The organism is Dyella sp. SG609 (assembly GCF_012275375.1).
Classification (GTDB): Bacteria; Pseudomonadota; Gammaproteobacteria; order Xanthomonadales; family Rhodanobacteraceae; genus Dyella_D; species Dyella_D marensis.
In genome coordinates, this window is sequence record NZ_JAAZQJ010000002.1 from 351,083 (window position 1) to 376,340 (window position 25,258).

A 25,258-nucleotide genomic window follows, 5' to 3' on the forward strand; every position below is an offset into this window, starting at 1 on the left:
GGAAGGGCAAAGGGTGCGCATTGTAGAGAGGCCGAGGCGCCGGCGCTGCCTTGACGCGGAGCGGCATTTGTCCTCCGCTTCCGCCGACCGGGCGCACGTGGCGGCGGCCGGCTTCCAGGCCATGGCCGCGCCGCGCTATCGTGCAGGGCGCGGTACCCTCGATATCCCCACGACACGCTCATCCGGGAAGCCAGCCCATGGCCAGCAACCACCCGCACCTCTCCGCGCCCAGCCGCGAGCAGGCCCTGCACGCGCTGTACGAGGCGGCGGAGCTCGAACACTGCCTGATGTGCACCTATCTGTACGCCGCCTTCTCGCTGAAGACCTCGGTGGACGAAGGACTGACGCCGGCGCAGCTGGAAGCGGTGATGCGCTGGCGGCGCGCCATCCTGCAGGTGGCGACGGAAGAAATGGGTCACCTGGTGGCGGTGTGGAACATCACCGTCGCGCTGGGCGGCGCGCCGCGCATCGGCCGCTTCAACTTTCCGCTGGACCCCGGCATCTTGCCGGCCGGCGTGGTGGTGAAGCTGGCGCCGTTCAACCTGGCCACGCTGCAGCATTTCATTTACCTGGAACGCCCCGCCGGTTCGGACGAACCAGATGGCGAGGGCTTCACCTCGGACCGCAGCTTCGTGCGCGGCGCCGACGGCCCGCGCCTCACGCCGATGGGCGTGGACTACGACACCGTGGGCCAGTTCTACGAAAAACTCGGCGAAGGCCTGCGCCGCATGGTCGACATCTATGGCGAAGCCGGCGCGCTGTGCGGCACGCCGGAGCTGCAGCTGACCGACGCGGACGCCAACCTGCCCGGCTGCAAGCGCGTGATCTGCCTGAAGACGGCGCTGGCCGCGTTCGATGCCATCGTCACCCAGGGCGAAGGCGCGCTGGAAAACGTCGAAGACTCGCACTACCGGAAGTTCGCCGCGATCCGCACGGAATACCAGGCGCTGCTGGCGGAGGATCCCCTGTTCACTCCCGCCTTCCCCGCCGCCACCAATCCGGTGATGCGCCGGCCGCCGCGTCCCGAGGGCCGCGTGTGGATCGAGGATGCGCGCGCGATTGCCACGGTCGACCTGGCCAATGCCGCGTATGGCCTGATGCTGCGATTGCTCGGTTACGCGTATGCGGTGCCGTCGCCGGATCCGGACAAGGCTCTGTCGGTGGACCTGGCCGTGGGCCTGATGCGGGCGATCGCGCCGCTGGCCGAACGCGCGGCGCGTTTGCCGGCGGGGCCGTCGAATCCGCAGTGCCATGCGGGGCTGTCGTTTATCGCGCTGCGTGATGCGTCGGCGTTTCCGCCCGGGCCGGGCGCGCGGCGGTTCTTCGTCGAGCGGCTGCAGCAGTTGACGGAAGCGGCGCTGCGCTTGAACGAGCAAGGCGATGCGCGTACGGCGGCGGCGGCGACCTTGCTGCAGCGGCTGGCGCAGAGCGCGACGCAGGGTTTCGAGCTGGATCGTGCGGCAAGCACCGCGGGCGCACCGGTGGCTGCCGTCGCCGCACCGCCCGCTCCGTCCACGCCGCCGACCGTCGAAGACGGCATCGAACGCGTCGAGGGCGAGAAGCTGACGCTGCTGTTCGAAACCAGGCGCTGCATCCATGCCCGCTTCTGCGTCACCGGCGCGCCCACCGTGTTCCTTGCCAATGTGCAGGGGCCATGGATCCATCCGGACACCATGGACGTGGAACGCCTCGCCGACATCGCCCACGCCTGCCCTTCCGGCGCGATCCAGTACCGCCGCCGCGATGGCCGTCCCGACGAAACCGCGCCACCGGTGAATCTGGCCGGCACGCGCGAAGCCGGCCCGTATGCATTCCGCGGCGAGCTGTATCTGAACGGTGTGCCGGCCGGTTATCGCGCCACGCTATGCCGTTGCGGCGCGTCGAAGAACAAGCCGTTCTGCGATGGCTCGCATCACGACGCAGGCTTCACGGCCAGCGGCGAACCGCCGACCGGCAAGGCCACCGACATGCTGGCGTTGCGCAACGGGCCGCTGCATGTGGAGCCGCAGCCGAACGGGCCGTTGAAGGTGCGGGGGAACCTGGAGATCGTCAGCGGCACCGGGCGGATGGTGGCGCGGGTGACCAGCGCGTTTCTGTGCCGGTGCGGCGGGAGCAAGAACAAGCCGTTTTGCGATGGGACGCATGCGACTATCGGGTTTGTGGCGGATTAGTGGGGCACGCCCCAACTTTCACATTATCGCCTGGTTTTCGCGGTGACGCGAACTGGCCGCTTATGCAGCGGGCATTCCGGACGCCTGCCGGCGCCCGGGTCACTTTCTCTTTGCTGGCTCAAAGAGAAAGTAACCAAAGAGAAATAGCCTCAAGTCAAAGGCTCGCGACGCGACTAGAAGGAGCAGTGGGCGTCTGCGGTAGCCTGATTAACCTGGGTCTACACGAAACGGCAGTGCGTTTACGTAGCGGGTGCTTCAACGTGCCGTTGCCGAGAGGATGTTCAAGAACTGAGGCCAGCTTGAGCGGTGCGTTTTGCCTCAGCTTCTCAGGTCGAATCCTTCTCCCTCCGGGAGAAGGTGGCGGCAGCCGGATGAGGGTTCGGGCAGAGCGCAGCGTTACGCCCCGCCACGCCCGCGTAGGTTGGGGTGAGCGTAGCGAACCCCAACGTGGCGAGGCGCGTGAAGGTGCCTGTGTTGGGGTTCGCCTGCGGCTCACCCCAACCTACGTCACGGCAAGATTTGACGTTGCGCTCCGCCCGGCCCCTCACCCTGCCCTCTCCCCGGAGGGGAGAGGGGTGGCATCGTGAGGTAGGCAGGAACGAAGAGCCAAAGCTGGCCCCGGTTCTTGAACGACCTCTCGGCCACGGCACGTTGAAGCACCCGCTACGTAAACGCACTGCCGTTTCGTGTAGACCCAGGTTAATCAGGCTACCGCAGACGCCCACTGCTCCTTCTAGTCGCGTCGCGAGCCTTGGCTCTTAGGCCATTCTCTCTTTGGTTACTTTCTCTTTGGGCCAGCAAAGAGAAAGTGACCCGGGCGCCGGCAGGCGCACGGAATGCCCGCTGCATAAGCGGCCAAATCGCGACAACCACACCTAGTCGCTACTGGATCCCGGCCTACGCCGAAATGACGAGCAAAAAAATCCCCCGCCGCGGTGCGGCGAGGGATCTCATCAATCAGCGCTGAGCAATCAGCCGCCGATCACTCCTCCGGCGTCGGCTCGCCGGCATCGCCCGCATCCGGCGCCGCAACGTCACCACCCTGCTCCACGCCGCCGCTCCCGCCATCGGGTGCATCCGCACCCTCAACCTCCTCCTCCGCATCCAGCCGCACCACGCTGACCAGCGCCTCATCGGCCGGCAGCTTGATCAGGGTGACGCCCTGGGTGTTGCGGCTGAGCTGCGAGACTTCCGCCACGCGGGTGCGCACCAGGGTGCCCTGGTTGGAGATCAGCATCAGCTCGTGCGCCTCGGTGACCTGCACCGCGGAGACCAGGCCGCCGTTGCGCTCGGAGCACTGGATGCCGATCACGCCCTGGGTGCCGCGGCCCTTCTTGGGGAATTCCTCCAGCTGGGTGCGCTTGCCGTAGCCGCGTTCGGTGGCGGTGAGAATGTCGCCTTCCGGTTCGGCCACGATCAGCGACACCACTTCGGCGCCGTCGGCCAGCTTCATGCCGCGCACGCCGGTGGCGGTGCGGCCCATCGAGCGCACCTCGCCCTCGTCGAAGCGCACCGTCTTGCCGTTGGAAGCGAACAGCAGCACGTCGCTGTTGCCGTTGGTGAGCGCCACGTTGACCAGGGCGTCGCCCTCGTCGAGGTTGATGGCGATCTTGCCCTTCTGCAGCTGGAAGGCGAACTCGTTGAGCGGCGTCTTCTTCACCGTGCCCTGGCGGGTGGCGAAGAACACGTAGCAGTCGTCGCTGTATTCGCGCACCGGCAGCACCGCCTGCACCTTCTCGCCGGCGGCGAGCGGCAGCAGGTTGACCATCGGCTTGCCGCGGGCGTTGGGGCCCGATTCCGGCATCTGGTACACGTTGAGCCAGTACACGCGGCCGGTGCTGGTGAAGGTGAGCAGGGTGTCGTGGGTATTGACCACCCACAGCTGCTCGACGAAATCCTCGTCCTTCAGCGCCGAGGCCGAGCGGCCCTTGCCGCCGCGCCGTTGGGCACGATAAGTGCTGGCCGGCTGGCGCTTGACGTAGCCGGTGTGCGACAGCGTGACCACGACGTCTTCCGGCGCGATCAGGTCGAGGACGTTGAGGTCTTCCTGCGAATGCTGGATCTCGGTGCGGCGCTTGTCGCCGAATTCTTCCTTGACCACTTCGAGCTCGGCGCGGATCACCGCCAGCAGGCGGGCCGGGTCTTCCAGGATCTCGATCAGGCCGCGGATGGTGGCCAGGATCTCGCGGTACTCGTCGGAGAGTTTTTCCTGCTCCAGGCCGGTCAGGCGGTGCAGGCGCATGGCCAGGATTTCCTGGGCCTGCACGTCCGAAAGCTGGTAGCCGTCGGCCTTGAGGCCGTCGCGCGGGTCGAGGTCTTCCGGACGCGAGGCATCGGCGCCGGACGCGCCCAGCAGAGCCGAGACCATGCCCGGCTCCCACTTGCGCGCCAGCATGCGCTCGCGCGCTTCCTGCGGCGAGGCGGAGCTGCGGATCAGCTCGATCATCGCGTCGATATTGGCCAGCGCGACGGTGAGGCCTTCGAGGATGTGGGCGCGGGCGCGGGCCTTGCGCAGCTCGAAGATGGTGCGGCGGGTGACCACCTCGCGGCGATGGCGGATGAAGGCCTCGAGGATATCCTTGAGGTTCAGCAGGCGCGGCTGGCCGTCCAGCAGGGCCACCATGTTGATGCCGAAGGTGACCTGCAGCTGGGTCTGCTGGAACAGGTTGTTGAGCACCACGTCGGCCATCGAGTCGCGGCGGATCTCGATCACCACGCGCATGCCGTCCTTGTCGGACTCGTCGCGCAGCTCGCTGATGCCTTCGAGCTTCTTTTCCTTGACCAGCTCGGCGATCTTCTCGATCAGGCGCGCCTTGTTCACCTGGTACGGCAGCTCGCTGACGATGATCGTCTCGCGGCCGTTGGATTCGGTCTCGATCTCGGTCCGGGCGCGCACCAGGATGCGGCCGCGGCCGGTGCGGTAGGCCTCGACGATGCCGGAGGAGCCGTTGATGATGCCGGCGGTGGGGAAATCCGGGCCGGGGATGTACTGCATCAGGTCGTCGACCGACAGCGACGGGTCGTCGATCAGGCCGATGGTGGCGGCCACCACCTCGTTGAGGTTGTGCGGCGGCACGTTGGTGGCCATGCCCACCGCGATGCCCGCGGAGCCGTTGACGAGCAGGTTCGGCACGCGGGTGGGCAGCACCAGCGGCTCGCTTTCGCTCTCGTCGTAGTTGGGGCCGAAGTCGACGGTTTCCTTGTCGATGTCGGCCAGCAGCTCGTGGGTGAGGCGCGACATGCGCACCTCGGTGTAGCGCATGGCCGCGGCGTTGTCGCCGTCGACCGAACCGAAGTTGCCCTGGCCGTCGACCAGCATGTAGCGCAGCGAGAACGGCTGGGCCATGCGCACGATGGCGTCGTAGACCGAGGCATCGCCGTGCGGATGGTATTTACCGATCACGTCGCCGACCACGCGGGCCGACTTCTTGTAGGGTTTGTTCCAGGCGTTGCTCAGTTCGTTCATCGCGTACAGCACGCGGCGATGCACGGGCTTGAGGCCATCGCGCACGTCCGGCAGGGCGCGGCCCACGATCACGCTCATGGCGTAGTCGAGGTAGCTCTGGCGCATCTCGTCTTCGATGTTGACGCGGATGATTTCTTTGGCGAGTTCTGCCATCAATCGGCTTCCCTGGATGAAGAAAAAGGGCCGTGGCGCGCGAGCTTCAGCCGCGCGTGCAGCGGTCCCGGATATAGCCTTTGAAGTGTAGCAGAAATACTATCGAAACGACAGTATTTTGATGAATGGAATCAATGGCTTACGCAGAGCTTTTGGAGCCTTTGAAAAGCACCCCGCGCGCTGTCGAGAAATTGACCAGCGCAGCCGCCGCCGAACCGGCCAGCACGGCCACCGCCGGCCAGCGGTGCAGGGCCGGAAAACCGACCAGCATCAGCGCGTAGGTGGCGTAGTTGATCAGCGCGCCGGCGGTCATCAGGCCCATCCAGCGCAGCCATTCCAGGTGCAGCGGCTGCCCGCTGGCGCGGTGGGCGAAGGTGTAGCGGCGGTTCCACCACCAGGTCGCCGTGGCCGCGAGCAGGAAGGACGGCACGCGCGCCACATAGGCGTTGGCGCCGGCCAGCGAGACCAGGGCCTGCACGCCGCCGGCATCGACGATGAAGCCGATCACGCCGCCGACGAAGAACAGGCCCGCTTCGCGGCGCAGCCTCATGGGCCGGCCCCGTATGAGCCGTGCCTCATGAACCGAACATCGCCTGCATGGCCAGCGCGTTCGGATGCTCGATCACCCCGCGCTCGGTGACGATGGCGTCGATCAGCCCGGCCGGCGTCACGTCGAACACCGGGTTCCACGCCTGCGCGCCCTCGACCACGGTGCGCTGCCCGGCCACGGCCAGCAGTTCCGCCGGATCGCGCAGCTCGATCTCGATCGCCTCGCCCGAGGGCGTGGCCATGTCGACGGTGGACGACGGCGCCACCACCATGAACTTCACGCCGTGGTGGCGCGCGGCGATGGCCAGCTGGTAGGTGCCGATCTTGTTGGCGGTATCGCCGTTGGCGGCGATGCGGTCGGCGCCGACGATCACCCACTGCACCGCGCCGGAGCGCATCAGGTGCGAAGCGGCGGAGTCCGCGATCAGGCGCGCGGGCACGCCGTCGCGCACCAGTTCCCACATGGTCAGGCGCGCGCCCTGCTGCCACGGCCGCGTCTCGCCGGCATAGACCTCGTCGATGCGGCCAGCGCTGACGCCGGCGCGGATCACGCCCAGCGCGGTGCCGAAACCCGCGGTGGCGAGCGAGCCGGTATTGCAATGGGTGAGCACACCGGAACCCGGTGCAATGAGCGCGGCGCCGAGCTCGCCCATATGACGGTTGGCGGCCAGATCCTCGTCCTGGATCGCCTGCGCTTCGCGCTCCAGCGCGGCGGCGTCGGCACCGGCCGTGATGCGCGCCTTCATGCGGTCCAGCGCCCACATCAGGTTCACCGCGGTCGGGCGGGCGGCGCGCAGCATGGCCAGGGCCGGCTCGAGCGGCGCGCCCTGCTGCGCCGCCAGCACCACGCCCCAGGCGGCGGCGATACCGATGGCCGGCGCGCCGCGTACGGCCAGGTCGCGGATGGCCTGGGTCACCTGCGCGGCGTCGCGGCAGTCGATCCACTCCTCCGCGCGCGGCAGCAGGCGCTGGTCGAGCAGGCGCAGATGGTCGCCCTGCCATTGCACGGCACGGATGCGGTCGTAACGGTCGTAGTCGATGCTCATGGATGTACTCAAACGAAGCGGCAGGCGCGGTGGTGCGCCTGCCGGCAGCCGTGGGGTCGGCCGTTTAGACGTCCTGCGGCATCACCAGCCACAGGATCAGATAGATAAGGATACCGGAGCCGCCGGCCAGGGTCAGGACGATCCACAGCAGGCGCACGATGGTGACGTCCCAGCCCAGGTATTGGGCGACGCCGCCGCACACGCCGGCGATCATCTTCTGGCTGCTGGAACGGACGAGGCGCTTGTCGGTATTCATGGTGTTCTCCTTGTGCTGGAACTCAATCCCTGGAACTCAATCCCTGGAACGCAGCCACTGGTGGATGGCCGGCGGCACTTCGCGCTGCGCGCGTCCGGAAACGTAGATGCCGATATGCCCGCCCTTGAAGGCGAGCTGGGTGTAGTCGGTGGTGCCCACGTGCTTGCCCAGCGCGCGCGAGGCGTCCGGCGGCACGAGGTGGTCCTGCTCGGCGAAGATGTTCAGCACCGGCTGGGTGACCATGCCCAGATCCACCGGCTTGTCGCCGATGGTGAGCGTGCCCTTGACCAGCTTGTTGCCCTGGTAGAAATCCTTGATGAACTGCCGGAACGCTTCGCCGGCCTGGTCGGGCGAGTCAAAGATCCAGCGTTCCATGCGCAGGAAATTTTCCATCTCCTTGCGGTTGTCCAGCAGGTCGACCATCGACACGTATTTCTGCTGGTTGAGCCGCACGGGCTTGAGCGTGAGGTAGACGTAGTTCATCAGCTCGGCGGGGATATTGCCCAGCGTGTCGACGAACAGGTCCACGTCCAGGTTCTGCACCCAGTGCGACAGCATGTTGTCCGGCGTGTGGTAGTCCACCGGCGTGACCATGGTCACGAGGTTCCGCACTTTCTCCGGATGCATCGCCGTGTAGCACAGCGAGAACGCGCCGCCCTGGCAGATGCCGAGCAGATTGACCGCATCCAGGCCGTGGCGCGCGCGCACCGCGTCGACGCAGCGGTCGAGATAGCCGTTGAGGTAGTCGTCCAGGGTGAGCCAGCGGTCGGCGCCGTCCGGATAGCCCCAGTCGATCAGGTACACATCCTCGCCCTGCTCCAGCAGATTGCGCACCAGCGAGCGGTCGGCCTGCAGGTCGGTCATCCACACCGTGTTGACCAGGGCGTAGACGATCAGCAGCGGCGTCTTCGAGGTGGGCTTGCCGTTGCCCTTCATATGCCAGACGGTGAGCTTGTCCTCGCGATAGACGGCTTCGCGCGGCGTGTTGGCGTATTCGGGTTCGTGCATGCCGCGCAGGCTTTCCACGCCGGCGGCGAGCTTGCGCTGGAAGGCGGCGACTTCGCCGAGGAGCTTGGCCGGATCGATGCGTAGAGGGGTGAACATGCGTCAGTCCTTCACTTGCGCGTGCGTTGCGTGCCGCGCGCGGGCGCGGTCTTGGCGGTGCGGCGGGCGGCGGGCGGCTTGCGTTTGCTTTCCGCCTCGGCGCCCAGCGATTCGGACAGCACTTTCTTCGGCGCGTGGCCGGCTTCGGCGCGGCCGGCGAGCTTGCGCTTCAGCGCGGCGACTTCGTTGCGCAGCGCGTCCAGTTCCGCGTCCGGCGCGGCGGCGCGCGTCGCCTTGCCGGCGGAGCTGGCGCGCAGTTCGCGGCGCAGCTCCTGCACGCGCTTGCCCAGCGAATCGACTTCGCCGCGCGTGGGCATGCCCAGTTCGCGGCACCAGGCGTCGGTCTGGCGCTGCTGGCGCTGGCGCACCTGCATCTGCGTGTTGACCATGGCGCCGTAGGCTTCGCGGAATTCGTCCGACAGCGCGATCTGCGCATAGGCTTCTTCGGCGGCGTCGACCCACAGGTCGTACAGCGCCTTGAGCGAATCGACCTGGCGCGCCGGCTCGGTCATCTGCGTGAGCTTTTCGCGCAGGCGTTCGAAGCCGTCGGCGTTGGCGCGCAGGATCAGCGTGTTGTAGCGCGACGAAGCCTCGGCGTATTCGCGCATGGCTTCGAACAGCGCCTGCTGCTGCATCTGGCGTTCGCGCGTATAGCCGAAAGCCGGCGTGTCGCCCAGGCCCGCGCCCCAGGCGCCGGCCTGCGGCTGCGCGGCCTGCAGCCAGCTCTGCCATTGCTGGGCGAAACCGTGCGCGGCGGCATTGTCGATGCCGGCGAAAGCCTGCGCGAACGGCTGGTTGATGCCGGCGAACGGATTGCCCATGAAGCCCTGCCCCATGGCGGCCGCACCCGCCACCGGCTGCCCCATGAACAGCTGGCGCAGCGCCTGCTGCCAGTCGTCCGGCCCCTGCCCCGCGATGCCGCTGGTGGCGGCCGCCTGCATCCAGTCGGCATAGCTTTTCAGGCCGCCCATGGCGCGCGACAGCAGGTCGTCGGAAGCCGCGGGCGCCGGCGCGAACGGCGACGCGGGCCGCTGCAGCGATTGCATCCATGCGTCCCAGGATTGCTGCGCCCAGGCCTGGTATTGCTTCATCACATCGTTGGCGTGATCGCTCATGCCCGCATCCTCGTTTGCGCTCTGGGCATCGTAGCAAAAGCCACCTCGCGCCACTGTTGCGCAAAAAAGTGGAGGGCGCTGGATGAGCGTTTTGGCGGAGTGGTGCACATCACTCTTGCGCTCCGCCCGGCCCCTCACCCCGACCCTCTCCCCGGAGGGGAGAGGGGGATGACGGCAGACGCGAAAATCGAACGAAGAGCTCGCGGCGCAGCCGCGGCGTTCCGCTGGTGCGCTTCTGCTCTTGATCCACCGGGTCCCCTTGGCGCCGGCGGTGAGGGCTGGACGAAAAGGCCCCCGCAGGGGGGCGGGGACACGATGTCCCCGCCTTTTTGATCAGGGCATGGATGCCCTGTCAAAAAGCCCGGCCAGCCCTCACGGACCCTCAGCAGCTGTGCTGCTGAGGGCGCCAAGCAGGGTGCCCTCTCTTTTTGGTTACTTTTTCTCTGGGCACGCAGAGAAAAAGTAACTCGCCCCGCGGCAGCGGGACGAAACCCTCGCCAAAGGCGAGACCCATACGCGTCAACGCAACAACCAAGCGATATCGCCACTGGATCCCGGCCTACGCCGGGATGACGAGCAAAAAAAAGCCCGGCGATAAGCCGGGCTTTCTTCAACCTGCCTGCAGACAGCGCCTCAGGCGCCCTCTTCCTCAGTCACGGCCTTCATGGACAGGCGAATACGCCCCTGCTTGTCCACTTCCAGCACCTTGACCTTGACGATGTCGCCTTCCTTCAGCTTGTCGGAGACCTTCTCCACGCGCTCGTTGGAAATCTGCGAGACGTGGACGAGGCCGTCCTTGCCCGGCAGGATCGTGACGAATGCGCCGAAGTCCATCAGCTTGGCGACCTTGCCCTCGTAGATGCGGCCCGGCTCGACGTCGGAGACGATCTGCTCGATGCGCTTCTTCGCTTCGTCGGCCGCCAGGCGGTTGACCGAAGCGATGATGACGGTGCCGTCGTCGCTGATGTCGATGGTGGTGCCGGTCTCTTCGGTGATCGAGCGGATGGTGGCGCCGCCCTTGCCGATGACTTCGCGGATCTTGTCCGGGTGGATCTTGATGGTGAGCAGGCGCGGGGCGTACTCGCTCATCTCCGAACGCGGCTCGCTGATCACCTTGGCCATTTCGCCCAGGATGTGCAGGCGGCCACGCTTGGCCTGCTCCAGCGCCACCTTCATGATCTCTTCGGTGATGCCGTCGATCTTGATGTCCATCTGCAGCGCGGACACGCCGTTGGCGCTACCGGCCACCTTGAAGTCCATGTCGCCGAGGTGGTCTTCGTCACCCAGGATGTCGGACAGCACGACGTAGTCGTTGCCTTCCTTCACCAGGCCCATGGCGATGCCCGCCACCGGAGCCTTGAGCGGCACGCCGGCGTCCATCATGGCCAGCGAGGAACCGCACACCGAGGCCATCGAGGAGGAACCGTTCGACTCGGTGATCTCGGAGACCACGCGCAGCACGTACGGGAATTCCTCGATCGAGGGCTTGACCGCCTGCACGCCGCGCTTGGCGAGGCGGCCGTGGCCGATCTCGCGGCGCTTCGGCGCGCCGAAGCGGCCGGCCTCGCCCACCGAGAACGGCGGGAAGTTGTAGTGGAACAGGAACGGATCCTTCGACTCGCCTTCCGGCGCGTCGATGATCTGCGCGTCGCGGGTGGTGCCCAGCGTGGCCACGACCAGGGCCTGCGTCTCGCCGCGGGTGAACAGCGCCGAGCCGTGGGTGCGCGGCAGCACGCCGACGCGGACGGTGATCGGGCGCACGTCGTCCAGCTGGCGGCCGTCGATGCGGATCTTGGTCTTCAGCACGCTGTCGCGCATGGTGCGGTATTCGAGCTCGCCGAATTCCTTCGCCAGCTCGGCGGCCGGCCAGGCGTGCTCTTCGGCCTGGGCCTTGAGCGAGGCGATCACGTCCGCCTTGATGGCGGCGATGGCGTCGCGGCGCTGCAGCTTGTCCTTGACCTGGAAGGCCTCGTCCAGCTTGCTGCCGACGGCGCCGCGCACGGCGGCGGCCAGGGCCTCGTTACGGGCCGGCGGCTGCCAGTCCATCGACGGGCGGGCGGCCTCGGTGGCCAGTTCCGCAATGGCGCGGATCGCGGTCTGCATCTGCTGGTGGCCGAACACCACGGCGCCCAGCATGACTTCTTCGCTGAGCAGCTTGGCTTCGGATTCCACCATCAGCACGGCGTTGGTGGTGCCGGCCACGACCAGGTCCAGGTCCGAGCTCTTCAGCTCGGTGGCGGTCGGGTTCAGCACGTACTGGCCGTTGGTGTAGCCGACGCGGGCGGCGGCGATCGGACCCTTGAACGGGATGCCGGCGAGGCTCAGCGCGGCGGACGCGCCCAGCATGGCCGGGATGTCGCCGTCGACTTCCGGATTGAGCGAGACCACCTGCGCGATGATCTGCACTTCGTTCTTGAACTCTTCCGGGAACAGCGGGCGCACCGGACGGTCGATGAGGCGCGAGGTCAGCGTCTCCTTCTCGGTCGGGCGGCCTTCGCGCTTGAAGAAGCCACCGGGGATGCGGCCGGCCGAGTAGAACTTCTCGACGTAATCCACGGTGAGCGGGAAGAAGTCCTGACCTTCCTTCGCCTTGGCCGCGGCCACCGCGGTGACCAGCACCACGGTGCCGTCCATGCTGACCATGACGGCGCCGGACGCCTGGCGGGCGATTTCGCCCGTCTCCAGTGTGACCGTGTGATTACCGTACTGGAATGACTTGGTTACTTTCGCCACGTCGTTAGTCCTTGGAGTCGATTAACGGCGGAGGCCGAGGCGTTCGATCAGGCTCTGGTAGCGGGTCACGTCGCTGGCCTGGAGGTAGCTCAGCAGGCGCTTGCGCTGGTTGACCAGCTTGAGCAGGCCGCGACGCGAGTGGTGGTCCTGCTTGTGGGTCTTGAAGTGGTCGGTCAGGTGGGCGATGCGGGCCGACAGCAGGGCCACCTGGACTTCCGGCGAACCGGTGTCGTTCGGCACGCGGCCGTATTCAGCAATGATCTTGCCGGTCTGTTCTGCAGTAAGGGACATGGGTCTCTCTTCCTCAAAAGCGGGTGCGAAGCTTGCGCAACGTCACCGTCGATGACGTTGCGCAAGCTTCGGATGGATGGATAAAGCTCTGGAACAAGCGGGATATTCTAGCCGGCCGATGCTCATTACAACAAGAGCATGACAAGCGCGCCGATGGCGCTCTCATGCCGTTTGCGCCGCCGGCGGCAGATTGAAGCCACGCTGGATGCGCAACAGGCCGTCCGCGTCCAGCTCGCACAGCGCCACCGGGCGCCCGTCCGGGGCGAACGCGGCATAGGCGCCGGCCGCATGGCCGGCAAGCTGAATGCGCTGGCCGCGGGTCACGGCATGGCTCTGCGCCTCGTCCAGGGCCAGCGCCGGCCAGCCGGCCAGGCCGGCGGCGACCGGCAGCAGCAGGGCGTCCATGGCGGCCTCGCCCTGCTCCGCCGCGGCGTCGAGCTGATCCAGGCCGACCATGGCCGGCGCCCGGAACGGTTCGACCCACAGCCGGCGCAGCGCCGTGAGATGGGCGCCGCAGCCCAGCGCCTCGCCCAGGTCCACGGCGAGGCTGCGGATATAGGTGCCGGAGCCGCATTCCACTTCCAGCTCCAGCGTGTCGGCGGTGCGTGACAGCAGCTCCAGCCTGAAGATGTCCACTTCGCGGGGCGGCGCCTGTACGTCCTCGCCGCGGCGCGCCTTCACATACAGCGGCTCGCCGCCCTGTTTCAGCGCCGAGTACACCGGCGGAATCTGCACGATGCGCCCGCGCAGGCCGGCCAGGGCCGCTTCCAGCATGGCTTCGTCCAGCGGCGGCACGGGGCGTTCCCGCACCACCGCGCCTTCCAGGTCGGCCGTGGCGGTGGTGGCGCCCAGGCGCACCTGGGCGCGATAGGCCTTGCGCGAGCCGAGCAGGCTGCCGGCGATCTTGGTGGCCTCGCCGAAGCACAGCGGCAGCAGGCCGGTGGCCAGCGGGTCCAATGCGCCGGTGTGGCCGCCCTTCTCGGCGCGCAGCCGGTGGCGGACCTTCTGCAGGGCCTGGTTGGAACTCAGGCCCAGCGGCTTGTCCAGCAGCAGCAGGCCGTGCAGGTCGCGGAAGCGGCTGCGGCGCATCAGTCCTCGCCGTCGGCCTTGGCGGCGTCGTCCTTGGCCGGGGCCAGGTCGCGCGCCTGCTCGCGCAGCAGCGCCTCGATGCGCTCGCCCTTGTCCACCGAGTCGTCGTACTTGAAGCGCAGCTCCGGCACGCGGCGGATGCGCATGCTGCGCGAGAGCGAACGGCGGAATTCCACCGCCAGCTCGTTCAGCGCCTTCACGGCGTCCTTGGACTGTTCCGGCAGCAGCGCGGTCACCCACACCGAGGCCCAATCCAGGTCGCGGGTCACTTCCACGTCCGAGACGCTCACCGAGGGCAGGCCGTGGTCGCGCACGGCGGCGTGGACCAGCAGGCCCAGTTCACGGCGCAGCTCGGCGCCGACGCGGTCGGTACGCTTGAAATCGCGCGAGGGCATATAGCCTCCTTGAGACGGCCGCCATTCGCGGCCGATGGCGCGCCGCCCGGATGCCGGACAGCGCCGATACGAAAAACGCCGAAGCCCGGACAGGACTGTCCGGGCTCCGATTCCGTCGGAACGGGGAGCGTACGCCCCCTGCCCGGCTTACAGCGTGCGGGCCACTTCGATGCGCTCGAAGCACTCGATCTGGTCGCCGACCTTCACGTCGTTGTACTGCTTCACGGCGATACCGCATTCCATGCCGTTGCGCACTTCGTCGACCAGGTCCTTGAAGCGGCGCAGCGATTCCAGTTCGCCCTGGAACACTACCGTGTTGTCGCGCAGCACGCGGATCGGCTTGCTGCGCTTGACCGTGCCCTCGGTGACCATGCAGCCGGCGACCGCGCCGAACTTGGAGCTGCGGAACACCTCGCGCACCTGGGCGATGCCGATGATCTCCTCGCGCACTTCCTTGCCCAGCAGGCCCGAAGCGGCCTGTTTCACCTGGTCGATCACGTCGTAGATGATCGAGAAGTAGCGCACGTCCAGGCCGGCGGTATCGATCACCTTGCGGGCCGAGGCATCGGCACGCACGTTGAAGCCGATCACCAGCGCCTTGGACGCCGCCGCGAGGGTGGCGTCGGACTCGGTGATGCCGCCGACGCCGGCCGCGATCACGTTGACCTTCACGTTCTCGTTGCCGATCGAGCTGAGCGATTCGCGCAGCGCCTGCACCGAGCCCTGCACATCGGCCTTGACCAGGATGTTGAGGGTCTGCTGCTCGGCGCCCTGGCCCATCTGGGCCATGATGTCCTCGAGGCGGTTGGCCTTGCTGACCATGCGCGTTTCGCGGCGCTTGAGCTGGCGCTCGGCGGCCACTTCGCGGGCCAGGCGCTCGTCCGCCACCACCACGAAGTCGTCGCCGGATTCCGGCACGCCGGACAGGCCCAGCACCTGCACCGGAATCGACGGGCCGGCTTCCTGCACGGTCTTGCCGTTCTCGTCGATCAGCGCGCGCATGCGGCCGTACTCGATGCCGCAGACCACGAAGTCGCCGCGCTTGAGCGTGCCCTGCTGCACCAGCACCGTCGCCACCGGGCCGCGGCCGCGGTCGAGGCTGGATTCGATCACCACGCCCGACGCCGGGCCGTCTTCCACGGCCGTCAGCTCCATCACTTCGGCCTGCACCAGGATCGCGTCGAGCAGGTCGTCGATGCCCATGCCGGTCTTGGCCGAGATCGGCACGAACGGGGTGTCGCCGCCCCACTCTTCCGGAATGACTTCCAGGTTGCCGAGGCCCTGCTTGACGTGGTCGGGGTTGGCGTCCGACTTGTCCATCTTGTTGAGCGCCACGATCAGCGGCACCTTCGCCGCCCGCGCGTGCTGCACGGCTTCGGCCGTCTGCGGCATGACGCCGTCGTCGGCCGCCACCACCAGCACCACGATGTCGGTGGACTGGGCGCCGCGGGCGCGCATCGAGGTGAACGCCGCGTGGCCCGGGGTATCCAGGAAGGTGATCACGCCCTTGGGCGTTTCCACGTGGTACGCGCCGATGTGCTGGGTGATGCCGCCGGCTTCGCCCGAGGCGACCTTGGTGCGGCGGATGTAGTCCAGCGTCGAAGTCTTGCCGTGGTCGACGTGGCCCATGATGGTGACCACCGGCGGACGCGGCTTCTTCTCGCCCTCGAGCTCGGCGTTCTGGGTGTGCGCGGCCAGCGCGGCCTCGGCGTTGTTCTCGCTCGCGGCCACGGCCGTGTGGCCGAGCTCCTCGATCACCAGCACGGCGGTGTCGTGGTCGATGGTCTGGTTGATGGTGGCCATCACGCCCATCTTGAAGAGCGCCTTGACCACTTCCGAACCCTTGACCGCCATCTTCTGGGCCAGGTCGGCGACCACGTTGGCGTCGCCCACCACCACTTCGCGCACCACCGGTGCGGTCGGGCGGGAGAAGCCGTGCGGACCGGAGCTGGAGGCCGACGAGCCGCCACGCACGGGCTCGTTGCGGCCCGGCCGGCCCGGCTTGCCGCGCTTGTTGCGGCGGGCGCGGTCGGCTTCGGACAGATGCAGTTCGCCGGCGGCGAAACGCTTGCCGCCCGGGCCTTCGTCGCGGTCGCGGCCGCCCGGACGCGCCTTGTTGCGCGCGTCGGTGGCGCCAGCCGGCGCGGGAGCGGCGCCAGCCGCCGGAGGACGGCCCGCGGCCGGAGCCGAGGGGCGGCCGGGAGCGGCAGCGGGAGCCGGTGCCGGCGCAGCCACGGGAGGAGCCACCGGCTTCTCGCGACGGCGCGGTTCGTGAATGCGCGGCAGGATCATGCCCAGCGCCTTCGGATCGATCTTCTGCACGGACGACGCAGCCGGCGCGGCGGCCGTCTTTTCCTGCGCCTGCACCTGCGGCTCGGGAACGGCCTGCGGCGGCTCCTGCACCTGCACCTCTTCGCGCTCGACGGCGGCCGCAGCGGCGGCTTCGCGTGCGGCTTCGGCTTCCGCCTCGGCCTGCAGGCGGCGCTGCTCGGCTTCTTCCTGGCGGCGCAGCTCGGCTTCCTCGCGCTCGCGCACTTCGTCCTGGCGGCGGCGCTCGGCGTCGACGCGCTCGGTTTCCTCGTGCTCGCGCTGCTGCGCGGACTCCTGCAGCTTGCGCAGGGCGTCCTCGCGCTCGTGGTCGGCGCTGGCTTCTTCAGCGATGACGCTGCGCTTGACGTAGGTGCGCTTGGCGCGCACTTCCACGTTCACCGTCTTGGCGCCGCCGGCACCGCGGGCACCGGGCGTGGAGACCTTCAGCTCGCTCACCTTGCGGCGCTTGAGCGTGATCTGGCGCGGCGAGCTGTCTTCCGCTTCCGCGGTCTCCTCGCTCTTGCCGTGCGTGCGGCGCAGGAATCCGAGCAGCTTCACCTTCTCGGTGCTGCTGATGACCTGCTCCGGATCGGAGAATTTCATGCCGGCTTCGGCAAGCTGCCCGAGCAGCCTGTCCACCGGTAGGCCAAGTACCTTGGCAAGTTGTTTGATCGTTACGTCCGACATCGTGTTCTTTCTCCGCCGTTCCCGCGCATACCCCGTGCGACCGAAGGCCGCCCGGATACCGCCATCCGTGGTGGAAGCCGTTCAAGGCTTCCCTCGGCGCGCCCATCCCGGGCGCGGCCGTCCGCGGTTAGCCGCCCCTCTCCAGCCGCTCGATCATGGGCTTGCGCGCTTCCATGATCAGCTTGGCGGCGAGGTCTTCGTCCACGCCTTCGATATCGATCAGGTCGTCGACCGCGAGGTCGGCCAGATCGTCCAGCGACACCACTTCGCGCTCGGCCAGCGCATAGGCGATCGACTCGCTCATGCCCGGCAGCGCCAGCAGCTCTTCCGAAGGCTCGTTCACGCCCTCTTCCACCGCCAGCGCCTCGGTCAGCAGGGCGTCGCGGGCGCGGGCGCGCAGTTCCTCGACGATGTCCTCGTCGAAGCCTTCCACCGCCAGCAGCTCGGCGCTGGGCACGTAGGCGATTTCCTCGACCGTGGAGAAGCCTTCCTGCACCAGGATGTTGGCGATCTCCTGGTCCACCTCGAGCTTTTCCATGAACAGCTGGCGCGCGGCCTCCTGTTCGGCCTCGCTCTTGGCGGCGACCTGGTCCTGCGTCATCACGTTGAGCTGCCAGCCGGTGAGCTTGCTGGCCAGGCGCACGTTCTGGCCGCCGCGGCCGATGGCCTGGGAGAGCTTCTCCTCGGCCACCGCGATGTCCATGGAGTGCTTTTCCTCGTCCATGATGATGGACTGCACTTCCGCCGGCGCCATCGCGTTGATCACGTACTGGGCCTGGTTGTCGGCCCAGGTGATGATGTCCACGCGCTCGCCGTTGAGCTCGTTGGACACCGCCTGCACGCGCGAACCGCGCATGCCGATGCAGGCGCCGATGGGATCGGTGCGGCTGTCATGGGCCACCACGGCGATCTTGGCGCGGTCGCCCGGATCGCGGGCGCAGCCCTTGATCTCGACCAGGCCCTGGCCGACTTCCGGCACTTCGAGCTTGAACAGCTCGATCATGAATTCCGGCGCCGCGCGCGAGACGAACAGCTGCGGGCCGCGGATTTCCGACTTCACTTCGAACAGATAGCCGCGCACGCGGTCGCCGACGCGGTGCGATTCGCGCGGGATGGTCTTGTCGCGCGGGATGAAGGCCTCGGCGTTGCCGCCCAGGTCCAGATAGACGTTGCCGCGCTCGACGCGCTTGACGATGCCGGTGATCAGCTCGCCCACGCGGTCGGTATAGGCGTCCACCACCTGCTGGCGCTCGGCTTCGCGCACGCGCTGCACGATCACCTGCTTGGCGGCCTGCGCGGCGATGCGGCCGAATTCGGCGTTCTCGATCTGCGTCTCGATGTACTCGCCGACCTGCGCGTCCTCGCGCTCGTCGACCGCGTCCATCAGGCGCAGCTGGTGATAGGGCGATTCCATCTCGCCGTCGTCGGCGATGATTTCCCAGCGGCGGAAGGTCTCGTACTCGCCGTTCTGGCGGTCGATGCTCACGCGGATGTTCGGATCCTCGTCGGGGTAGCGCTTCTTGGCGGCCGAGGCCAGCGCGGCCTCCATCGCCTGGAAGATCACTTCGCGCGGCACGCCCTTTTCATTGGCAACCGCGTCGACGACCAGCAACAGTTCTTTGCTCATTGCAGCAACTCCGTGGACGCCTTTCCGTCGCCCGCTCGCTCTGATGGATTACTTGGTCTTCTTGACCGGCTTCTTGCCGGGCTTGGGCTGCGGCACGTAGCCGAGCGCTGCCCAATCCGGCACCACGCGCGCGCTTTCCACCGCGTCGTGATCGAACTCGAACACCTTCCCCTCGGCTTCCAGCGAAATGCGCTCGCCTTCCACCGCGGTGACCTTGCCGCGCAGGCGGCGGCGCCCTTCGATCGGCGCCTTCAGCAGTACTTTCACTTCCTGGCCGGCGACCTTGCCGAACTGCGCCGCGGTGAACAGCGGGCGGTCGATGCCCGGCGAGGACACTTCCAGCAGGTAATGCCCCGGGATCGGGTCTTCCACGTCGAGCATGGCCGACAGCTCGCGGCTGGCCGCCTCGCAATCGTCGAGGGAGACTTCGCGCCCTTCCACGTCCAGGTAAACGCGCAGGGTACTCTGCCCCTGCGACGGGGAGAATTCCACGCCAAGGCAGCTCAGGCCCAGATCGGCCAGTACCTCGGTGAAGCGTTGTGCGAGTGCCTGCGTGTCCATAAAAACCGTCTATTTACCGTCGCCAGAAACGAAAAATGGGCTCCAACGGCCCATTCCCTTATCTCGCCGATGTCCCGACTCTTCCGGGGCTCTTTCCGGGCATGTGCGCGCGCAAACCGGTACGAATAGCAAGCCGGGCGTGACGACTATGCGACGCATCCTTGCGCCCAACAAAAAAGCCTCACGAGGAGGCTTTCTTGTTCAAAGAAAGATCCGGTAGCGGGGGAACTTAGGATGCGCTGTGGAAGCGCTTCGTTATTCCGCTTTGTCCGCCTCAGAGTTCACGAATCATAGTCTGATTAACGCGATTCCGCAACATTTACGCAGGCCGGCCTGAGCCTGGCGCGCGAATGCGAAGCGAGGTTTTTCGAACGCTCAAAGAAATTCGGCGCCCTCTTGCGAGGACGCCGAATCGAATAATTGGTAGCGGGGGTAGGATTCGAACCTACGACCTTCGGGTTATGAGCCCGACGAGCTGCCAGACTGCTCCACCCCGCACCAGAGAAATGAAACTATAGCGGGATGGCCGAATTCTTGCAAGGGCTCTAGGCGAATTCCGTAAAACTTTTTTTGCGGAATTCTTACCCGAACCCATACAACTCTTCTCAATCGCACGCTTGCTGCATCAACGCGGAGGCATCGGCCGCCGCATCGATCAACCGGGGAACACGCTCTTGCACCAGCCCAGCAGCGGACCCCAGGCCAGGCCCAGCACCAGCAAGGTGAGCGCATTGAGCGACAGCACCAGGCGCAGCGCCGGATCCTGCTGCAGCTTGATCTCGGTGCCTTCCACCGGCGCGTCGAAGTACATCACCTTCACCACGCGCAGGTAGTAGTACAGGCCGATGATGGCGAACACCGCGCCGACGATCGCCAGCCACAGCATGCCGGCATGGATGGCCGACTGCAGCACCAGGAACTTGGCGAAGAAGCCGAACAGCGGCGGCACGCCGGCAAGCGAGAACATCACCAGCATCATCAGGAAGGCCATCCACGGCGATCGCTGGTTGAGGCCCTTGAGATCGTCGATCTCCTCGCACTCGAAGCCCGCGCGGGCCAGCGCCATGATCACGCCGAAGGCCGCGGTGCCCATCAGCGCGTAGCTGATCGCGTAGAACAGCGCCGACGCGTAGCCTTCCGGACCGGCGTTGACCAGGCCCAGCAGCAGATAGCCCATGTGCGAGATGGTCGAATAGGCCAGCAGGCGCTTGAGGTTGGTCTGCACGATCGCGACCAGGTTGCCGATCGCCAGCGACAGCACCGCCAGCGCGGCCAGCATCTGCTGCCAGTGCGCCGACAGGTCGCCCAGGCCCGCTTCCAGCAGGCGGTAGGCCATGCCGAACGCGGCCAGCTTCGGCGCGGAACCGATGAAGATGGTCACCGCGGTCGGCGCGCCCTGGTACACGTCCGGAATCCACATGTGGAACGGCGCAGCGCCCAGCTTGAAGCCGATGCCGATGATCATGAAGATCATGCCGAACAGCAGCAGGTTGGGCACGCCGGTATGCGCGGCGGCGCCGTGCAGGGTGGCCAGGTCCAGCGTGGCGGTGGCGCCGTAGACCATCGACATGCCGTACAGCAGCATGCCCGAGGCCAGCGCGCCCAGCACGAAGTACTTCACCGCCGCTTCGGACGAGAGCTTCGAATCGCGGTTCAGCGCCACCAGCGCGTACGAGGACAGCGTCAGCAGCTCCAGGCCCAGGTACACCGTGATCAGGTTGCCGGCCGAGACCAGCAGCATCACGCCGATCACCGCGAAGATCATCAGCGTGTAGAACTCGCCGACGTAGAGCTTGCGGTCGGCCAGGTAGGAGCGCGAGTAGACGAAGACCAGCGCCACGCACAGCAGCGCGAAGGTCTTCAAGATCTCCGCCACGCCGTCGCGCACGAACATGCCGCCGAAGGCGCGCACCGGCTGTTCCGGCTGGCCGGAGATCACCAGGTAGATGGCCACCAGCACCACCGCGATCGACAGCCAGTGCAGCAGGCTGCGCTGCTCCGGCTTCATGAAGGCGTCCAGCAGCAACAGCAGGCACGCCGCCGCCACCAGGTACAACTCCGGCAGCATGATCAGAATGTCATTGAGATTCGGCATGGTCATTCTCAGATCTTGTGGTTGCCAAGCTGCTGCACCAGCTGCGACACGGAGCTGTCCATCAGGTGGATCAGCGGCTGCGGCCACACGCCCAGCGCGATCACCGCGGCGGCAAAGGCGATCAGCACGAAGGCTTCGCGCCCGTTGATGTCCTTCATCTCGGCCACGTGCGGGTTGGTCACCTCGCCCCACAGCACGCGCTTGACCATCCACAAGGTGTAGGCGGCGCCGATGATCAGGGTGAAGGCGGCGAACAGCGCGATCCACGGATTGGCCTGGAAGCTGGCCAGGATCACCTGGAACTCGCCGACGAAGCCGCTGGTGCCCGGCAGGCCGCTGTTGGCCATGGCGAACAGCACGTAGAAGAAGCCGAACCACGGCATCACGTTGATGACGCCGCCGTAGTCCTTGATCTGGCGGCTATGCAGGCGGTCGTACAGCACGCCGATGCAGGAGAACATCGCGCCCGATACGAAGCCGTGCGAAATCATCTGCACCATCGCGCCCTGCATGCCGAGCTTGGTCGCGTCCAGGTTGCCGGCGCCGCGCACCAGCATGAAGGCGATGAAGATGCCCAGCGTGACGAAGCCCATGTGCGCCACGGACGAATACGCCACCAGCTTCTTCATATCGTCCTGCACCAGGGCGATGTAGCCGATGTAGACCACCGCGATCAGGCTCAGGCCGATCACCACCCAGGCGTAGGCCTCGGAAGCGTCCGGCACGATCGGCAGCGAGAAGCGCAGGAAACCGTAGCCGCCGATCTTCAGCATCACCGCGGCCAGCACCACCGAACCGCCGGTCGGCGCCTCCACGTGGGCATCCGGCAGCCAGGTGTGCACCGGCACCATCGGCACCTTCACCGCGAAGGCGGCCAGGAAGGCGAAGAACAGCCAGGTCTGCTCGCGCATGCTCAGCGGCAGCGCCGCCAGCGTGGCCAGGTCGAACGAACCCGCCTTCAGGTACAGGTAGATCAGGCCCACCAGCATGAAGATGGAGCCGAGGAAGGTGTAGATGAAGAACTTCAGCGTCGCGTACACGCGGCGCGGACCGCCCCAGATGCCGATGAGGATGAACATCGGGATCAGCATGGCTTCGAAGAACACGTAGAACAGCAGCGCGTCGGTGGCGCAGAACACGCCGATCATCAGGCCTTCGAGCACCAGCATGGCGGCCATGTACTGGTGCGGGCGGTTCTGGATGACTTCCCAGGCGCCGACGATGACCAGGATGCCGACGAAGCTGGTCAAGAGGATCAGCGCCACCGCGATGCCGTCGACCGCCAGGCCGTAGTGCACGCCGAGCGAGGCGATCCACAGATAGCTTTCGCCGAGCTGCTTGCTGCTGTCGGCCGCGTTGTACTGCGTCAACAGGAACAGGCTGAGCACGAAGGTGAGCACGGCCACCAGCAGCGAGATCCAGCGTGCGGTATTGGGACGGCCGGAGCCGGCCAGCAGCACGGGGATGGCGCCGACGATCGGGAGCCAGATCAGCAGGCTGAGCAAGTGATTGAACATGGAGCTGGGTTCCCTTATTGCCCGACCAGCCAATACCCGCCAAGCAGCAGGATCAGGCCGAGGATCATCGCGAAGGCATAGTGATAGAGGTAGCCGGACTGCAGCGCGCGCACGCCGCCGGCGATGCGCTGGACCAGCGAGGCCGAGCCGTTCACCAGCGCGCCGTCGATCACCGCGGCGTCGCCGCCCTTCCACAGGGCGCGGCCGAGCTTCACGCCGCCCTTGGCGAACAGCGCGAAGTAGACGTCGTCGACCCAGTACTTGCGGTCCAGGACGGTCCACAGCGGCTTGAGCGCGCTCTTGATCTTGTCGGCGACGGACGGGTTGAACAGGTAGATGTAGGTCTGGATGACGAAGGCGGCCAGCACCAGGAAGAACGGCCACTGCAGGAAGCCATGCAGCGCCATCGCGGCCCAGCCATGGAACTCGTGGCCCACTTCCGCCAACACGTCATTGGCTTCGTTGACGTGGATGGCTTCGCCGAACCAGCCGCCGAACAGCATCGACTTCACGCCGATCGCGCCGATCACGATGGACGGGATCGCCAGCAGCACCAGCGGCAGGGTCACCACCCACGGCGACTCCTTCGGCGCATGGTGCAGCACGCCGGGCTCATGGTGGCCATGGTCATCGTGGTGTGCGTCATCGTGATGCGCATCGCCATGGTGCGCGTCGTGATGGGCGGCGTGCGCATCGTGGCCATGGCCATGCCCGGCCACCACGGTGAAGCGCTCCTTGCCGTGGAAGGTCAGGTACATCTGGCGGAAGGTGTACAGCGCGGTGACGAACGCGCCGATCAGCACGCAGGCATAGGCATAGCCCGCGCCCCAGCGGTGCGACTCGCCCACCGCCTCGATGATCGCGTCCTTCGAATAGAAGCCCGCGAAGAACGGCACGCCGCACAGCGCCAGCGAACCGATCCACATGGTGATCCAGGTGACCGGCATGTACTTGCGCAGGCCGCCCATGTAGCGCATGTCCTGCTCATGGTGCATGGCGATGATCACCGAGCCCGCGCCCAGGAACAGCAGCGCCTTGAAGAAGGCATGGGTCATCAGGTGGAAGACCGCGCCGGAGTACGCCGAGACGCCCAGCGCCACGGTCATGTAGCCCAGCTGCGACAGCGTGGAGTACGCCACCACGCGCTTGATGTCGTTCTGCACGATGCCGATCAGGCCGGTGAACAGCGCGCCGGTGGCGCCGATCACCATGATGAAGCTGAGCGCGCCTTCGGACAGCTCGAAGATCGGCGACATGCGCGCGACCATGAAGATGCCCGCGGTCACCATGGTGGCCGCGTGGATCAGCGCCGAGATCGGGGTCGGGCCTTCCATCGAATCGGGCAGCCACACGTGCAGCGGCACCTGGGCCGACTTGCCCATGGCGCCGATGAACAGCAGCACGCCGATCACGGTGGCGGCGTCCCAGGCATGGTTCTGGGTGATCTGCAGGGTCTTGCCGACCAGGCTCGGCGCGTTGGCGAACGCGGCGGAGTAGTCCAGCGTGCCCAGGAAGTACAGGATCGCGGCGATGCCCAGCAGGAAGCCGAAATCGCCAACGCGGTTGACCAGGAAGGCCTTGAGGTTGGCGAAGATCGCGGTCGGGCGCTTGAACCAGAAGCCGATCAGCAGGTACGACACCAGGCCCACCGCTTCCCAGCCGAAGAACAGCTGCATGAAGTTGTTGCTCATCACGAGCATCAACATGGAGAAGGTGAACAGCGAGATGTAGCTGAAGAAGCGCTGGTAGCCATCGTCTTCCGCCATGTAGCCGATGGTGTAGATGTGCACCAGCAGCGACACGAAGGTGACCACCACCATCATCATGGCGGACAGCTTGTCGATCAGGAAACCGACCGTGGCGGTGTACTTGCCGATCTCGAACCAGGTGTAGATGTTCTGGTTGTAGACCGGCACGGCGCCCGTGCACAGCTGGTACAGCACGTACATCGACAGCGCGCAGGAAACCGCCACGCCGAGGATGGTGACGCTGTGCGAGCCGGCGCGCCCGATGAACTTGCCGAGGAAGCCGGCGAGCAGGCAGCCGAGCAGCGGCGCCAGCGCGATGACCAGCAGGATGGAGGTGGAGATCAT

Annotated in this window: 17 protein-coding genes and 1 tRNA gene; 1 reads left to right on the forward strand and 17 read right to left on the reverse strand. The window is 66.8% G+C overall.

The genetic code is table 11. From position 1 onward, the window contains the following. Positions 1-197: 197 nt before the first annotated feature. Positions 198-2,171, forward strand: coding sequence for a ferritin-like domain-containing protein (locus FHW85_RS04855; RefSeq protein ID WP_168647551.1), 1,974 nt, complete (start codon positions 198-200; stop codon positions 2,169-2,171). 982 nt (positions 2,172-3,153) lie between these two features. Here the strand turns inward: FHW85_RS04855 and gyrA are convergent. The 17 genes from gyrA to nuoL all read right to left on the reverse strand — a co-directional run bounded on the left by gyrA (position 3,154) and on the right by nuoL (position 25,258). Continuing rightward, positions 3,154-5,790 (reverse strand): DNA gyrase subunit A, encoded by a 2,637-nt coding sequence (gene gyrA, locus FHW85_RS04860; RefSeq protein WP_168647552.1) that lies wholly within the window; start codon positions 5,788-5,790, stop codon positions 3,154-3,156. Between the two features lie 139 nt (positions 5,791-5,929). Continuing rightward, positions 5,930-6,340: a GtrA family protein gene (locus tag FHW85_RS04865; RefSeq protein ID WP_168647553.1), complete on the reverse strand. Its 411-nt coding sequence runs from the start codon at positions 6,338-6,340 to the stop codon at positions 5,930-5,932. A gap of 25 nt (positions 6,341-6,365) precedes the next feature. Then, on the reverse strand, positions 6,366-7,385 hold the full coding sequence (mtnA, locus tag FHW85_RS04870) for an S-methyl-5-thioribose-1-phosphate isomerase (RefSeq protein ID WP_168647554.1): 1,020 nt from the start codon (positions 7,383-7,385) through the stop codon (positions 6,366-6,368). 64 nt (positions 7,386-7,449) lie between these two features. Further along, positions 7,450-7,641, reverse strand: a complete 192-nt coding sequence (locus FHW85_RS04875; RefSeq protein ID WP_026634417.1) for a PspC domain-containing protein — start codon at positions 7,639-7,641, stop codon at positions 7,450-7,452. Between the two features lie 36 nt (positions 7,642-7,677). After that, complete coding sequence (phaC, locus tag FHW85_RS04880; RefSeq protein WP_167257617.1) at positions 7,678-8,745, reverse strand: class III poly(R)-hydroxyalkanoic acid synthase subunit PhaC; 1,068 nt, start codon at positions 8,743-8,745, stop codon at positions 7,678-7,680. Between the two features lie 11 nt (positions 8,746-8,756). Then, positions 8,757-9,860 carry a poly(R)-hydroxyalkanoic acid synthase subunit PhaE gene (locus FHW85_RS04885; RefSeq protein ID WP_168647555.1) on the reverse strand — a complete coding sequence of 368 codons (1,104 nt, stop codon included), beginning with the start codon at positions 9,858-9,860 and terminating at the stop codon, positions 8,757-8,759. A gap of 633 nt (positions 9,861-10,493) precedes the next feature. Further along, positions 10,494-12,593 (reverse strand): polyribonucleotide nucleotidyltransferase, encoded by a 2,100-nt coding sequence (gene pnp / locus FHW85_RS04890; RefSeq protein ID WP_168647556.1) that lies wholly within the window; start codon positions 12,591-12,593, stop codon positions 10,494-10,496. A gap of 21 nt (positions 12,594-12,614) precedes the next feature. After that, entirely contained in the window at positions 12,615-12,884 is a 270-nt protein-coding gene (rpsO, locus tag FHW85_RS04895) for a 30S ribosomal protein S15 (protein WP_167257614.1), read from the reverse strand. Between the two features lie 162 nt (positions 12,885-13,046). Beyond that, on the reverse strand, positions 13,047-13,973 hold the full coding sequence (truB, locus tag FHW85_RS04900) for a tRNA pseudouridine(55) synthase TruB (RefSeq protein WP_167257613.1): 927 nt from the start codon (positions 13,971-13,973) through the stop codon (positions 13,047-13,049). Further along, complete coding sequence (rbfA, locus tag FHW85_RS04905; RefSeq protein WP_168647557.1) at positions 13,973-14,368, reverse strand: 30S ribosome-binding factor RbfA; 396 nt, start codon at positions 14,366-14,368, stop codon at positions 13,973-13,975. Before rbfA ends, truB begins: the two co-directional genes overlap by 1 nt. Before the next feature lie 147 nt (positions 14,369-14,515). Beyond that, on the reverse strand, positions 14,516-17,365 hold the full coding sequence (gene infB, locus FHW85_RS04910) for a translation initiation factor IF-2 (protein ID WP_168647558.1): 2,850 nt from the start codon (positions 17,363-17,365) through the stop codon (positions 14,516-14,518). A 127-nt stretch (positions 17,366-17,492) separates the two neighbouring features. Then, positions 17,493-18,992, reverse strand: coding sequence for a transcription termination factor NusA (gene nusA, locus FHW85_RS04915; protein WP_167257610.1), 1,500 nt, complete (start codon positions 18,990-18,992; stop codon positions 17,493-17,495). Positions 18,993-19,040: 48 nt separating this feature from the next. Further along, complete coding sequence (gene rimP, locus FHW85_RS04920) at positions 19,041-19,553, reverse strand: ribosome maturation factor RimP (RefSeq protein ID WP_167257609.1); 513 nt, start codon at positions 19,551-19,553, stop codon at positions 19,041-19,043. Positions 19,554-19,974: 421 nt separating this feature from the next. Beyond that, positions 19,975-20,051 (reverse strand) — tRNA-Met (locus FHW85_RS04925). Between the two features lie 157 nt (positions 20,052-20,208). Next, positions 20,209-21,648 carry an NADH-quinone oxidoreductase subunit NuoN gene (gene nuoN, locus FHW85_RS04930; protein ID WP_167257636.1) on the reverse strand — a complete coding sequence of 480 codons (1,440 nt, stop codon included), beginning with the start codon at positions 21,646-21,648 and terminating at the stop codon, positions 20,209-20,211. A gap of 8 nt (positions 21,649-21,656) precedes the next feature. Then, a complete protein-coding gene (locus tag FHW85_RS04935) occupies positions 21,657-23,165 on the reverse strand; it encodes an NADH-quinone oxidoreductase subunit M (protein WP_168647559.1) in 1,509 nt (502 codons plus the stop codon). Positions 23,166-23,179: 14 nt separating this feature from the next. After that, positions 23,180-25,258 (reverse strand): NADH-quinone oxidoreductase subunit L, encoded by a 2,079-nt coding sequence (gene nuoL, locus FHW85_RS04940; RefSeq protein WP_168647560.1) that lies wholly within the window; start codon positions 25,256-25,258, stop codon positions 23,180-23,182.

Bases quoted from the DNA above. Each gene is read 5' to 3' on its own strand.
- FHW85_RS04855 (WP_168647551.1), top strand. From the start codon at position 198: ATGGCCAGCAACCACCCGCACCTCTCCGCGCCCAGCCGCGAGCAGGCC.
- gyrA (WP_168647552.1), bottom strand. From the start codon at position 5,790: ATGGCAGAACTCGCCAAAGAAATCATCCGCGTCAACATCGAAGACGAG.
- FHW85_RS04865 (WP_168647553.1), bottom strand. From the start codon at position 6,340: ATGAGGCTGCGCCGCGAAGCGGGCCTGTTCTTCGTCGGCGGCGTGATC.
- mtnA (WP_168647554.1), bottom strand. From the start codon at position 7,385: ATGAGCATCGACTACGACCGTTACGACCGCATCCGTGCCGTGCAATGG.
- FHW85_RS04875 (WP_026634417.1), bottom strand. From the start codon at position 7,641: ATGAATACCGACAAGCGCCTCGTCCGTTCCAGCAGCCAGAAGATGATC.
- phaC (WP_167257617.1), bottom strand. From the start codon at position 8,745: ATGTTCACCCCTCTACGCATCGATCCGGCCAAGCTCCTCGGCGAAGTC.
- FHW85_RS04885 (WP_168647555.1), bottom strand. From the start codon at position 9,860: ATGAGCGATCACGCCAACGATGTGATGAAGCAATACCAGGCCTGGGCG.
- rpsO (WP_167257614.1), bottom strand. From the start codon at position 12,884: ATGTCCCTTACTGCAGAACAGACCGGCAAGATCATTGCTGAATACGGC.
- truB (WP_167257613.1), bottom strand. From the start codon at position 13,973: ATGCGCCGCAGCCGCTTCCGCGACCTGCACGGCCTGCTGCTGCTGGAC.
- rbfA (WP_168647557.1), bottom strand. From the start codon at position 14,368: ATGCCCTCGCGCGATTTCAAGCGTACCGACCGCGTCGGCGCCGAGCTG.
- infB (WP_168647558.1), bottom strand. From the start codon at position 17,365: ATGTCGGACGTAACGATCAAACAACTTGCCAAGGTACTTGGCCTACCG.
- nusA (WP_167257610.1), bottom strand. From the start codon at position 18,992: ATGAGCAAAGAACTGTTGCTGGTCGTCGACGCGGTTGCCAATGAAAAG.
- rimP (WP_167257609.1), bottom strand. From the start codon at position 19,553: ATGGACACGCAGGCACTCGCACAACGCTTCACCGAGGTACTGGCCGAT.
- nuoN (WP_167257636.1), bottom strand. From the start codon at position 21,648: ATGCCGAATCTCAATGACATTCTGATCATGCTGCCGGAGTTGTACCTG.
- FHW85_RS04935 (WP_168647559.1), bottom strand. From the start codon at position 23,165: ATGTTCAATCACTTGCTCAGCCTGCTGATCTGGCTCCCGATCGTCGGC.
- nuoL (WP_168647560.1), bottom strand. From the start codon at position 25,258: ATGATCTCCACCTCCATCCTGCTGGTCATCGCGCTGGCGCCGCTGCTC.